The organism is Vibrio sp. NFR, assembly GCF_027587095.1.
GTDB classification, from domain to species: domain Bacteria; phylum Pseudomonadota; class Gammaproteobacteria; order Enterobacterales; family Vibrionaceae; genus Vibrio; species Vibrio harveyi.
Genome location: NZ_JAPPTN010000011.1, coordinates 166,661 through 179,937, shown reverse-complemented (window position 1 = coordinate 179,937; position 13,277 = coordinate 166,661). Strand labels below are relative to the sequence as shown.

The following is a 13,277-nucleotide window of genomic DNA, read 5'->3' as shown; positions in this document are numbered from 1 at the left end:
AAGCGCTAGCTCAGTTGAGTGTTACCACTGAAGAGGCGGGCTTGATAACCAAAAGTTCCGCCTCTGATGTTCCCCCTTATTTGCTTTGGAGAAACCATGAACGTTATCGATGCGCAGCAAGTTGCCAAGTGTTTGAGCATGAAGTCGTTGATTGAAACCATGCGAGAAACTTATGCCCAGCCTGCCGCTATTCCCCAACGAAGAGTGATGCCTTTGGAAGAAGGTAAGTATGAGGCATTCGCTTTGCTGCCCGCATGGAACCAAGACTTAATCGCGGTTAAAGCTTTTACCTATTTCCCACAGAACCCAGCACATGGCAAAGATACGCTGGCTTCCAAAATCTTGGTGTTTAAAAGAGAAGACGGTCAACCTGTCGCATTGGTCGATGGAAAAGTGCTGACCTTCTGGCGTACAGCAGCGGCGTCTGCGTTAGCTGCGGATTACCTAGCGCGTGAAAACGCTTCTCGGTTGCTGATATGCGGAACTGGTAATTTGGCACCATATTTTGCGTGGGCGTATGCCGCAGTTCGCCCGCTTAAACAGGTTTATGTTTGGGGACGAAGCTTGGACAAAGCAATGGCTACCGTTGATCGCATTGTCTCTTCGCCAGAGTATCAATCCTTGCCAATCGAACGTCAGTTTGCGGTGTCGGTGGTTGAGAGCGTCGATGAGACTCTTGAACACGTTGATATCATTAGTTGTGTAACCGCTTCCGCTACACCACTGTTTGATGGTGCAAAGGTTCTACCCGGCACACATATCGACTTAGTGGGTAATCATGATTCGGATAAACGAGAGTGTGACTCGACAGTTGTGCAGCGCGCACTGGTGTATGTCGATAGCCGTATCAATGTGTTAGCGGAAGCAGGGGATTTACTGATCCCAATCCAAGAGGGCGTGTTTAACGCCGAGCAGATTAAAGGAGAGTTGCCACAGCTTTGCGCCAAAGAAGTGAGAGCGCGTCAGAGTGATGAGGCGATCACCTTATACAAATCGGTGGGCAGTGCCTTAGCCGATTTAGCCGCCGTAAAAGCGGTATTGAAAGAAAGCGGCATCAGCCTAGTTTGAGCATTTTTGCTCGCCTTTTTAAATTGCATACAATATACATATAGGGAAGGAAGTTCATGAAAGTAGAATGGAAAGGTGTCTATCCAGCGGTCAGTACTCAGTTTCGTCACGATCAGTCAATTGATTTAGATGCAACGCAAACCGTTATCGATAACCAAATTAAAGATGGCGTCAACGGCATTATCTGTTTGGGTACGGTAGGAGAAAACTGCGCCTTGTATCCAGAAGAAAAACGTCAGGTATTGCAGGCAGCACAAGAAGTGGTCAATGGTCGTGTACCTTTGATAGCAGGTACGGCAGAGTCCATCACCACTGCAGCGATTGACTATATGCAAGACGCTCAAAAAATCGGTATTGATGGCTGTATGGTGATGCCAGCAATGGTGTACCGCACGTCAGAAAGCGAGACTTTTGATTACTACCGCACTTTGGCGCAAGCGACGCCAGAAATGCCAATTATGATTTACAACAACCCAGTTTCTTACGGGGTGGATGTCAATCTCGACATCATGGCGAAGTTGGCTGAATTTGAAAGCATTGTGGCGGTGAAAGAATCCACCACGGATACGCGCCGCATTACAGAACTCTACAATCAATTTGACGACCGCTTTACCGTGTTCAGCGGCGTTGATGACATTGCGCTTGAATCATTAATGCTTGGTGCTACAGGCTGGATCTCCGGCTTAACCAACGCATTCCCTGAAGAGTCAGTAGCGATTTACAAGTTGGCAAGTCAAGGTCGTTACGCAGAAGCGTTAGAGATTTACCGCTGGTTCCTACCATTGCTGCGTTTAGACACCATCCCAACTTTGGTTCAGTGCATCAAGCTAGCAGAGCAAGTGTGTGGACGCGGCTCTGAACAAGTTCGTGCCCCTCGTCAAATCTTGCAAGGCGCAGAGCGTGAGCAGGTGATTCAATTGGTCGAGCATGCGCTTGCTACTCGTTTAGACCTAACTAAATACAATTTATAACCAAGCTGCTTAGCAGGGCGTTAACTGACGCTCTGCTTATTCTTGATGTTCAAAAAAGTGAGAGGAGGGAAGCCATGAATTCGGCGAACAAGGACTATGTCAGCTTTCAACACGTTAAGAAAACCTACGATGGCACCAACTTGGTTGTAAAAGATTTTAACTTAGATATTGCCCCTGGTGAGTTTGTCACCATGCTTGGACCTTCCGGCTCTGGCAAAACCACGTGCTTAATGATGCTGGCAGGGTTTGAAACTGCCACTGGCGGCGAAATTTATATTGATGGCGTGCCGGTGAACAACCTTGCTCCGCATAAGCGAGACATCGGCATGGTATTTCAAAACTATGCGCTCTTTCCCCATATGACCATTGCTGAAAACCTTGCCTTCCCGCTGAAGGTTCGCAAGCTCGACAGTGAAACCATTGAGAGTAAAGTGCAAAGTGCATTAGACATGGTGGAGCTAGGGCACGTTGCCAGTCGTTATCCCAAGCAGTTATCTGGCGGTCAGCAACAGCGCGTCGCCCTCGCCAGAGCCTTGGTGTTCGAGCCAAAACTTGTGTTGATGGATGAGCCGTTGGGTGCGTTGGATAAGCAGCTTCGCGAGCAAATGCAGATGGAAATAAAGCATCTTCACGAAAAGCTCGGCATCACCATTTTGTACGTGACGCACGATCAAGATGAAGCGCTGACGATGTCTGATCGCATTGCGGTATTTAACCATGGCGAAGTGCAGCAATTAGCACCGCCAACTGAGTTGTACGAATCGCCAAGCAATGCGTTTGTGGCGCAGTTTATTGGTGAGAACAACCAACTTACCGGTATTGTAAACACGTTAGATGATGCTCGCTGCCAAGTGCAGGTCGGGAAAGCGGCATTCAATGCGAAACCGGTAAGAGTCACAGAGCGAGGGCAGCGCACCACGCTTTCGATTCGACCGGAAAAAATCATCCTTCAGTCTGATGATGAGCAGTGTGATAACCAAGTTTCCGGTATCTTGCGTGAGCTGATTTACCATGGTGACCATTATCGCTTAGTGGTTGACGTTGAGACGGTGGGTAAACTCGTCGTCAAAGTGCCAAATGACAATCGCACCCATCTCTCACTTACTCCCGGCGCACAATGCCGCATCGGCTGGCAAAGTGAAGATTGTCACGCCCTTGATTGCTTACAGCCTCTATCTCAACCGCAAACGGAATGCAATGAGGAGGCAGCATGAGTCGAGAGCTAACCTCGTTGGACTCGGTATTGGAAATCGAGCGCCAAGTTCATGAACAAGAACACGATCTCAAAGCTCAGCTGCAAAAAGCAGAACGGAGAAAAACCATTCGTTCGATCATGCTTACAGTGCCCTTGGTGTGTTTCATTTTACTCACCTTTGCTTTTCCCATCTTAGAAATGCTGTATCGCAGTGTCGACAATCGAGCCATACCTCAAGCATTGCCAGAAACAATTCAAGCGCTGGAAAGCTGGGACTATCGAGGTCAGCCGCACCCAGAAGTGATCACAGCGTTTTCTCATGAGCTATTGGGTTTGTATCGAAGCAAAACGCTGCCAAAAATCGCCAATCGCATGAATATTGAAGTTTCCGGAATGCGCAGCTTAATGATGAAAACCGGGAGAAAGTTATCTCGCCTTGAGTCATTGCCAGCATCGATGACAGAGTTATCTAAGCTCGATAAACGCTGGGCAGAAACCAAGTATTGGGCGGCGTTTAAGAACCTCAGTGGTGCCATAACATTGAGCCACTATTTAGCGGCATTAGACATGCAAGTGAATGAGTTTGGTGAAATTGAAGCGCAACCAGAAAAACGCCAGATCTACGTCGACCTTTTCTTTAAAACCTTTTGGATGTCGGTCTTAATCACGCTCATTTGCTTGGTAATGGCATACCCCGTAGCGTACTTGCTAGCAAACTTACCAGACAAGCGCGCAAACCTATTGTTGATCGTTGTTCTTTTGCCATTTTGGACTTCGCTACTTGTTCGGACTACGTCTTGGATTGTGTTGTTGCAAAACCAAGGAGTGATTAACGACTTACTGATTTGGTCTGGCTTGACGTCGGAACGGATTCAAATGATCCACAATACGTTTGGCACCGTGGTATCGATGGTTCACATCCTTTTGCCGTTTATGATTTTACCGCTCTACAGCGTGATGAAGGGCATTAGTCCGACTTACTTCCGCGCTGCTCGTTCACTCGGTGCCACGCCTTTGGTGGCGTTTACCAAAGTTTATATGCCGTTGACATTACCCGGTATTGGTGCTGGCGCGTTGCTGACCTTCATCCTTTCCATCGGTTTTTACATCACACCGGCATTGGTTGGCGGACGAAGCGGACAGATGATTTCCAACATGATTGCTTATCACATGCAAACATCGTTGAACTGGGGCATGGCGGGGGCTTTAGGCGGTCTGTTGTTGTTTGTGGTGTTAGTGCTGTTTTATGTGTTCAACCGCGTCGTGGGCATTAATAATATCAAGGTAGGAGGGTAATCATGGGTTTGCCGAATTATGCATCCAAAGGTGAGAGAGTTGCCTACGCTGGGTATTTGGTTTTTTGTGGTTTGGTGCTGTTTTTCCTTATCGCACCGATTTTAACCATCATTCCTCTGTCGTTTAATGCCACACCTTATTTTACCTTTACTGAGGGCATGCTGAATCTTGATCCTGAGGCGTATTCAGTGCGATGGTATCAAGAGATGTTCACCAACGAGCAGTGGTTGTTAGCACTCAAGAACAGCACCTTCATCGCTTTGATGGCGACTTTGATTGCTACAGCGCTTGGCACATTAGCGGCACTAGGATTAGCCAGCAGTAATTTGCCGTTTCGCAATGCCATTATGGCGCTACTGATCTCGCCAATGATTGTTCCGGTGATCATCTCGGCGGCAGCTATGTATTTCTTTTATACGCGCTTAGGACTATCCCAGACTTACATCGGCATCATTTTGGCTCACGCTGCACTTGGTACACCGTTTGTGGTGATCACGGTAACGGCAACACTTAGTGGTTTTGACCACAGCTTAGTTAAAGCCGCTGCTAGCCTTGGAGCTAATCCGCTATATACCTTTAAGCATGTGACTTTCCCTCTGATACGTCCGGGTATGATCTCCGGTGGCTTGTTTGCTTTCGGCACTTCGTTTGATGAAGTGGTGGTCGCGTTGTTCTTAACGGGGGCGGAGCAAAAAACCGTACCAAGACAAATGTGGTCTGGCATTCGCGAGCAAATCAGTCCGACCATACTTGCCGTCGCGACACTGTTGATTTTTATGTCGGTGTGTCTACTCATCACGCTAGAAATACTACGCAGACGAAACGTGCGTATCCGCGGCATTCAAGAATAAATCTGGTTAAAGCAACAAGCCATTTTGCGGTTACCCTGAGCTTTCTCTGCAAAGAATTACTCACTTTTTTGACCGAATGCGCCTCCTTGTGGGCGCTTTTTTCGTTGAATACTGACGCTTTGCTCAGTTATGAGAGCTCGTACTTTCAAACCGGACTTTTGTCCTGAAATTTTGTCCTGCTTCCTCATTATGATTGCGCCATCAGAACGAACGAGGAAAACATTATGACTGCTCATATCGCAGGTTCTGCAGAAGATTTTGCTTCAACTGTTATCATGCCGGGCGATCCGCTACGCGCGAAATACATCGCTGAAACCTACCTAGATGACGCCAAACTGGTTACGGACATTCGTAACATGCTGGGTTACACCGGCTACTACAAAGGTCAGCGCATTTCAGTGATGGGGCACGGCATGGGCATTCCATCAATGGTGCTTTACGGTCACGAGCTGATTAATGACTTTGGTGTGAAACGCATCATCCGAATCGGCAGCATCGGCGCGACGCAAAAAGACGTTCACATGCGTGATGTTATCCTAGCCCAAGCGGCAGGCACAGATTCACCGACGAATGCGAAGCGCAGCAGTGGCTACCATATGGCAACGTCTGCAACGTTTGAACTGCTGCACAACGCTTACATGTCTGCGAAAGAGAAGGGCATAGATGTCAAAGTGGGTAACATCTTCACAGGCGATCTTTACTACGATCCGGATGAAGATATGATCCCAGCCCTAGAGCGCTTTGGCGTGCTTGGTGTTGATATGGAAGTGGCGGGCTTGTACGGCTTGGCACACCAATTCGGCATTGAATCGCTGGCGATTTTGACCGTGTCTGATCACTGCATTACTGGCGAAGAAACCACAGCAGAAGAGCGTCAGCTTTCTTTCAACAACATGATTGAAATTGCGCTAGAAACTGCGATTAAAGCTTAACCCTACAATTAAGTTTTCTTTGAGAGCTGGTTAGTCGGCTCTCTCTAATACTAAGAACATCTATCTATGAGCCCTTGGAGTGAATTATGAAAAATAAAATAACACTCACCGCAATTAGCTTTCTCGCCAACTTCATCATGGCGGGTTTTGCGACCCAATTTGGTATGTTGGTTGAACCGCTTGCCAATACCTTTGATGCGAACGTTAACGAAGTCGCATCGATTTTCTCGCTGTTAAACGGCGGCGCACTTGCCGGCACTATCGCGGCTTTCTTTTTGATTGAAAAAGTCGGCATCAAACGCATGACCGTGCTGTGTTACGGTGCGATTGCCGCTGCGGCACTGAGCCTATACGTTGCGCCTTCTCTGTTTATCGTGATGCTCGGCATGACCGTAATTGGTTTCTGCGGCGGTGTCGGTCTTTGTATCGCGGGTACTATCGTGGTATCGGTATGGAAAGACAAAATTCAAAGCACCATGCTGGTGGTTCAAGACGCGACCTTTAACATTGCAGGCGTCGTCTTCCCATTGATCACCACTTATGCACTGACGAACGCAATGAACTGGAGCATCAGTTACCTGAGCGTAGGTGTAGTGGCGTTGGCAACTATGTTTGTTGCTCTGCTGACCAACTTTAACCAATGCGGTGGTGAAAGCGGCGCTGAGCAAGAAGCAAAATCTGAATGGAACTTTGGCATCATCAGCGGTGGCGTAGGTTTGTTCCTAGGTATGCTTGCGTTGTACACCTTCCTAACTTGGGCACCAATGTTCGTGAAAGAGAAGTTTGATATCCCATTTGAACAAGCAGGCAATATCATCACTCAATACTGGTCTGCCGCTCTGGTTGGTGCATTGGTTTCTACCGTGATTGTTTCGCGCATGAAGATTCAGACATTCCTACTGACTATCATCTCTGTTGCTATGGTGATCACTAGCGTTATCGTCACCACGGATAAACTAGAATGGCTGTCATACCTGACTTACGGTTACGGCTTTGCTTGTGCAGCGCTTTACAATGCTTTCATCGCTTACGGTGTTTCGTTTGTGCGCAATGCAACCAGCAAGAACGTGTCTTACATCTTAATCAGCGGCAGTGCAGGTGCGATGTTCAGCCCAGCTATCAGTTCAGTAATGGAAAGCGTGGTTGGTCTGCAAACCGTGATGTACGCCATCCCAGTTATCTACGCGGTAGTCGTCGCAATGCTGCTGGTTTCAATGAAGTTTAAGACAGTAGAGCAAACGCAAACTGCTTAAATGAAATTAAGTAAGAGAACAAAAAGGTCTGCACTGCGCAGACCTTTTCTCATTTACGATTGAAGAACTCAGCTATTCTTCGACAAAATTACGCAGTCCGTCCAAGTCGAGAATACGTAATCCTTTCTTTTCTTTAGCGATAAAGCCCTTGCTTTCAAGCTCTTTCACTGCGCGGCGATAAACACGGTCTGAGGTGGCAAATCGCTCCGCTTCCAAATAGTTCTTTTGGAAACCATCCACTGGCAGGTCATTTAAATACTGATGATAGATGTCGTATGCCACGTTATAGGTGATTGGGTAAAGTAATCGACGAGAAAGAATCTCCACCGTATCTTGGTAATCAATCGCGATGGCGCTGGCAAAGTAAAGCGACAGTCGAGGTTGTTCTAACAGGCATTTTTGCAGCTTTTGCGCGTCAATAATCGCAACTTCAACCGGTTCTACCGGAACGATATCCATTTGGCAGCGGTAGCCAGTAAAGAATTCCATCTCACCAAAGACTTGTTGTTCGCACTCAAGTGTACCAAGCAGAAAGGTTTTGCCGTTTCTTGCTGTAACGCCCATAGAAATACGACCAGAGTCGACCAGATATAAGTTTTCGACATGCTCACCTTGGGTGAGCAGCTTTTCGTTTTCATCAAAAATTCGGCGCGTACAGATGCAATCTCGGATCGTTTTTTCGATGAGATGCTTGTCTTCACTCCATTGCGCCTCGAAGCGTCCTTTACCTAGGGTTTGTAATTGCATCGACGTACCTTAAATGACAATACCCGCGAGCTCAAAACGTGCCATTAATGGCTTGTTCTCTAGCTGATACCAGCTTGCCGGCATGTTGGGTTTTAGCTGGGATTTTTCTTGTTTGCTGATCACAACATAGCGCAAAAATGTGTCGAGTGTGCTCGCCATTATTTCAAAGCTCATATCGCCATCTTTACTGATGGTTTTTAATAGTCCAACGACCGTATCTTCTGGTATCAATGGTTCGATAACCGCATGTTTACGCTCGGTAATTGTCTTAGAACAAGGTAGTGAAGCACGGGCAGTTTCCCAACATACTTTATTGGTTTTACTCACGAGGTTGTGTTTGTAGCAGTAATAGCTAAACAAAAAGCGTGACAGGTTCTGCCAGCGCTCAGCTTGGACTTCTAACCAAAGGTGTTGCAGCTCGATATCAGCGTCAGTCATGGGAATGCGTCAGAAAAGGAAAAGAGGGCGTAGTGTAACTGCGTTTAAGGTATTCGAAAAGTCACACGCATGTCGCCCTCTTTACGTTATTGCCTGATATTGCTTGGTCTCTTAACCCTGTCTTAACCAAGCCGCTGCTAGTTTCCGTTCTCACACTGCTCCATCCTTGGGAGCGAATTCAAGTTAAGTGACGAAAACGTGTCATCTGATTGTGAGAAAGAAACATGTACAGAAAGTCTTTGGTTGCGGTGATGATTGCCGCCGCTCTTATAACTACAGGGTGCAATCCATCTTCCGCTTCTGAAGAAGCCAGTCAAGAAGGTCCGGCAGCATTTGCTCAGGTTGTAAAACTCTCTACTGTTGTTGCCAAATCCACGACTACGGCGTTGTATGAGCAAGTGCAAGGGCGCGTAAATCCCATCAAAATTGCGCAAATACGCCCTCAAGTCGAGGGGATCATCGAAGCAAGGTTATTCACCCAAGGGGACTTTGTGAAGAAAGGCACACCCTTATATCAAATCGATGCTGACTCCTACCAAATTGAAGTCGAAACCCAGCGTGCTAACGTGGTTGAAGCTGAAAACGCTTATAAAAAAGCACAGGCGCAATATGAGCGATTGAAAAAGCTCAGTGAGACCGATTTTGCCAGTCAGCAGAACTTAGATGATGCGCGTTTTAGTGTTGGTACAGCGAAAGGGCAATGGATGAGCCGCAAAGCGCAGCTTAATAAAGCCAAACTCGATTTAGAGCGTACCGTCGTAACCGCTCCAATTGACGGTGTGATAGGTGAAGAGCTGATCACTGAAGGTGCGTTGGTCAAGCCGAGTGACTCGTCGCCGCTAGCGGTGATTCGTAAGGTTGATCAAGTGTATCTCGACGTGCAAGTGCCGGCGTCTATGGCTTCTCGCTTAACCGATGACATCCATCAATCCGATCGCAGCTTAAAAGTGATATCGCCCAGCGGTCAGATCCTCTCCGGTAAGGTGGTCTATTCCGCTGTGTATGTGGATGAAGAAACCAGCAACGTGACATTACGTGCCGTCGTAGATAACACATCACGCGGATTATTGGTTGGGCAATTTGTACGAGCACAGATCCCCGTTGGCGAAGTTGAGGCTTTTGCTATTCCCAATTTAGCCGTGAAACACAAATCGACGGGCGAGGCTTACTTGTTGGTGGTGAAAAATGGGCAATTGGAAGAACGGCTTGTAACGACCGATGGTAATACTGGCGGCATGACCTTAGTGACCAGTGGTGTCAATGAAGGAGAGCAAGTGGTGGTCGTTGGTGGTGAGAACGCTTTTCCCGGTACCAGTATCGAAACAATGGAATGGCACGACAATACTAAGCAGTTGAATGGGTAATCATTATGTCGCACTTTTTTATTCGCCGCCCCATCTTTGCGTGGGTGATCGGCATCCTTATTACGCTTTTGGGTTTAGTGTCGATTACGCAGCTCGCAGTGGAGCGATTTCCGTCGGTGAGTCAGCCGCAGGTTGACGTCTTTTTTAGCTACCAAGGAGCCTCGCCGGAAACCATCAATGACACCGTTATTTCGATCATCGAACGTGAGTTGTTTGGTACTGATGGCATTGAGTCGTTTACATCCAGCTCAGATTCGACTGGTAATGGGCAGATCAGCGTGAAGTTTGCCTACGGGACTGACCCTGAACTGGCGCAAATTGCGGTGCAGAACAAAATAAAAACCGTTGAGCCTCGTTTACCTCAAGACGTAAGACAAAGTGGTTTGAATGTTGAGTCGAGTTCAAGCTCCGATCTGATGTATTTAAGCGTGTACTCCAAATCAGGCAAGATGACAGAAGGGGCATTGAGTGACTTTTTAGCGCGTAATGTGACCGATGAAATCAAGCGTATACCTGGGGTTGGTAAAGTGACGGTTTACTCCGCCGAGCACGCGATGCGTATATGGGTCGATCCACAAAAGCTAGTTTCTTATGACCTTACCATGTCTGACGTGACGGGCGCCATCAGCGCGCAAAACGTACAAATCGCTTCGGGGCAAGTAGGGCAAGAGCCTGCAAAAGTAGGGCAGAAAACCGTAACGCCGTTGACCGCGTCGGGACAGCTCAAAAACGTCAAAGAGTTTGAGAACATCATTTTGCGCTCTTCGACCGATGGTAAACAACTGCGACTTAAAGATGTGGCGCGCGTTGAATTGGGGCAAGAAAGCTATAACTTTGGCAGTCGCATCAATAGCAAATCGTCGGCAAGTATCGGGATTAAGATGATGTCAGGCGCGAATGCGGTGGCGACGTCGAACCGCATTCATGCGCGGATGAAGGAGCTCAAGAAAACCTTTCCTGAAGATATCGACTACATGGCGTCGGGTGACGCAGCACCATTTGCAAAAATCTCCATTCAGAAAGTGGTTAAGACGTTGGTTGAAGCGATGATCTTGGTGTTTATCGTGATGTACCTATTTTTGCAGCGATTTACTTACACCTTTATCCCCGCCATTGTTGCGCCGATAGCCTTGTGCGGTGCGTTCGTGATCATGAAGTTGATGGGCTTTTCGATTAATGTTTTCACTATGTTCGGGATTGTTCTATCGATCGGTATCATTGTGGATGATGCGATCATTGTGGTGGAAAACGTCGAACGCTTGATGGCAAAAGAAGGACTATCGCCTTTAGAAGCGACTAAAAAAGCGATGAAAGAAATCTCCGGTGCCGTAATTGGGGTAACGGCGGTCATGGTGGCGGTGTTTGTGCCAATCTCTTTCGCTTCGGGGACATCTGGGCAAATCTATCAGCAGTTTGCGCTGTCGATCGCTGTTGCGATTTTGTTCTCTGCATTTTTGGCGCTAACCCTGACGCCAGCGCTGTGTGCGACCATGTTAAAACCCATTAAGGAAGATGCGCATAAGCGTACGGGTTTATTGGGTTGGTTTAACCGCGCGATTGAATCCTCCACCCAGCGTTATGGCTCGTTGGTGGCGAAGACAACCAATAAAACGATGCGCATGATGGGGATTTACCTCGTGTTATCGGTGGGTGCGGTGTACATGTTCCAGCAACTCAACAGCACTTTCTTCCCAGAAGAAGATCAAGGTTACTTCTTTTCGTCGATCCAACTGCCAGCCGATGCGAGCCGAGAAAGAACCTTAGAAGTGGTTTCGATTGCTGAAAAGTTCCTATTAGCTCAGCCAGAGGTGCGCGCTTCCAACGTAGTCTTGGGCTTTAGTTTTGCGGGCTCTGGCTCCGGCTCTGCACTCATGATTACAGACCTAGTTGAGTGGGATAAGCGTGAGCGTTCGAGTGCTGACATTGCCAATGCATTTAACGCGTACATGAGTGAGCACTCTAATGATGGTGCGGTGTTTGCGGCTTTACCTCCTGCAATCCAAGGGTTGGGCGCAACTAATGGTGTTAGCTTTCAACTGCAAGACCGAGCAAATAGAAGTGCAGCCGATTTTGAACAACTGAAACAGAAGTTCAACCAAGCATTGACGGCTCGACCAGAAGTGACAGGGCTGTTTTATAACGCAACTCCTTATACGGTAGGGCTGGCGTTAGATATTGACCGTGAAAAGGCAATGACGTTGGGTGTTTCGTTCTCTGACATTAGCGAAACTCTGAGCACCGCTATGGGGTCAAACTACGTCAATGATTTTCCAAACCATGGGCGGATGCAGAAGGTGATTGTGCAGGCGGACCAGAAATACCGCATGAACATCGAAGATGTGTTGGGCATTGCGGTGAAAAACAGCAGTGGAAAATTGGTCTACTTATCCGAGCTGATCAAAGCCGATTGGCAGTCCATGCCACAACAGTTGACGCGATATAATGGTATGCAAGCGGCGGACACTTCTGCGATGGCGGCTCAGGGCTACAGCTCCGGACAGGTAATGAACGCAGTGTTAGAAGTCGCTAGCCAAGTCGATGACAGCGTGAGTATTGAATGGACCAACTTGTCTAAACAAGAACGCCAGGCAGAATCTGAAGTGGAGATCTTGTTGCTGTTCTCTTTGCTGGTGGTGTTTTTAGTGCTTGCTGCGTTATATGAGAGCTGGACCATACCAATTGCAGTTGTCTTGGTCGCACCGCTTGGGCTATTGGGTTCTGCGTGGGCGGTATCATTAAGTGGGCTGCAAAACGATATGTTCTTTAAAGTGGGCTTAATTGCCCTGATCGGTTTATCGGCTAAAAACGCGATTTTGATTGTTGAGTTTGCCAACCAACAACGCAAGTTGGGATTGTCGGTTGCTGAAGCGGCAATTCAAGCGGCGAAATTGAGATTACGACCAATCTTGATGACCTCTCTGGCATTTACCTTTGGTATTGTGCCACTGATGTTCGCAAGTGGGGCAAGCTCAGAGATACAGAACTCACTTGGTACAGGCGTATTTGGTGGCATGGTATCAGGGACGTTATTAGCCTTGTTGTTTGTGCCGACCTTCTTTGTGTTTGTGAACAAGCTAACCAAAACTAAGCGTTAAGTTGCGTCAATGGTTAGCCAAGTAGGAGCGATGCCACAGTAAGCTCTTGTCTAACAAGGCATTACTA

11 protein-coding genes are annotated in these 13,277 nt (G+C 47.6%); 9 read left to right on the top strand and 2 right to left on the bottom strand.

The features are described from left to right. The first annotated feature begins 96 nt into the window (after nucleotides 1-96). The 7 genes from OH463_RS19825 (at nucleotide 97) to tsgA (ending at nucleotide 7,566) form a co-directional block, all read left to right on the top strand. Nucleotides 97-1,068, top strand: coding sequence for an ornithine cyclodeaminase family protein (locus OH463_RS19825; protein WP_269992276.1), 972 nt, complete (start codon nucleotides 97-99; stop codon nucleotides 1,066-1,068). Nucleotides 1,069-1,124: 56 nt separating this feature from the next. Then, complete coding sequence (locus OH463_RS19820; protein WP_009705942.1) at nucleotides 1,125-2,039, top strand: dihydrodipicolinate synthase family protein; 915 nt, start codon at nucleotides 1,125-1,127, stop codon at nucleotides 2,037-2,039. A gap of 74 nt (nucleotides 2,040-2,113) precedes the next feature. Beyond that, complete coding sequence (locus OH463_RS19815; protein WP_269992274.1) at nucleotides 2,114-3,253, top strand: ABC transporter ATP-binding protein; 1,140 nt, start codon at nucleotides 2,114-2,116, stop codon at nucleotides 3,251-3,253. Next, a complete protein-coding gene (locus OH463_RS19810; protein WP_269992271.1) occupies nucleotides 3,250-4,530 on the top strand; it encodes an ABC transporter permease in 1,281 nt (426 codons plus the stop codon). The genes OH463_RS19815 and OH463_RS19810 overlap by 4 nt, the downstream gene beginning before the upstream one ends. A 2-nt stretch (nucleotides 4,531-4,532) precedes the next feature. After that, nucleotides 4,533-5,381 (top strand): ABC transporter permease, encoded by an 849-nt coding sequence (locus tag OH463_RS19805; RefSeq protein WP_269992270.1) that lies wholly within the window; start codon nucleotides 4,533-4,535, stop codon nucleotides 5,379-5,381. A gap of 221 nt (nucleotides 5,382-5,602) precedes the next feature. Next, entirely contained in the window at nucleotides 5,603-6,313 is a 711-nt protein-coding gene (gene deoD, locus OH463_RS19800) for a purine-nucleoside phosphorylase (protein ID WP_370445480.1), read from the top strand. A gap of 86 nt (nucleotides 6,314-6,399) precedes the next feature. Continuing rightward, nucleotides 6,400-7,566 carry an MFS transporter TsgA gene (gene tsgA / locus OH463_RS19795; RefSeq protein ID WP_269992268.1) on the top strand — a complete coding sequence of 389 codons (1,167 nt, stop codon included), beginning with the start codon at nucleotides 6,400-6,402 and terminating at the stop codon, nucleotides 7,564-7,566. Between the two features lie 72 nt (nucleotides 7,567-7,638). Here tsgA and OH463_RS19790 read toward each other — a convergent pair whose 3' ends face one another. Both OH463_RS19790 and OH463_RS19785 read right to left on the bottom strand, forming a co-directional pair. Beyond that, nucleotides 7,639-8,313, bottom strand: a complete 675-nt coding sequence (locus tag OH463_RS19790) for a Crp/Fnr family transcriptional regulator (protein ID WP_038873229.1) — start codon at nucleotides 8,311-8,313, stop codon at nucleotides 7,639-7,641. 9 nt (nucleotides 8,314-8,322) lie between these two features. Continuing rightward, the gene (locus OH463_RS19785; RefSeq protein WP_269992263.1) at nucleotides 8,323-8,751 is read right to left on the bottom strand and encodes a hypothetical protein; all 429 of its coding nucleotides are present in this window, start codon (nucleotides 8,749-8,751) and stop codon (nucleotides 8,323-8,325) included. A gap of 224 nt (nucleotides 8,752-8,975) precedes the next feature. Here OH463_RS19785 and OH463_RS19780 point away from each other — a divergent pair, with 224 nt between their 5' ends. Together OH463_RS19780 and OH463_RS19775 are read left to right on the top strand one after the other, a co-directional pair. After that, nucleotides 8,976-10,115 (top strand): efflux RND transporter periplasmic adaptor subunit, encoded by a 1,140-nt coding sequence (locus OH463_RS19780; protein ID WP_047516949.1) that lies wholly within the window; start codon nucleotides 8,976-8,978, stop codon nucleotides 10,113-10,115. Between the two features lie 5 nt (nucleotides 10,116-10,120). Then, the gene (locus OH463_RS19775) at nucleotides 10,121-13,210 is read left to right on the top strand and encodes a multidrug efflux RND transporter permease subunit (protein WP_009697411.1); all 3,090 of its coding nucleotides are present in this window, start codon (nucleotides 10,121-10,123) and stop codon (nucleotides 13,208-13,210) included. Nucleotides 13,211-13,277 lie beyond the last annotated feature (67 nt).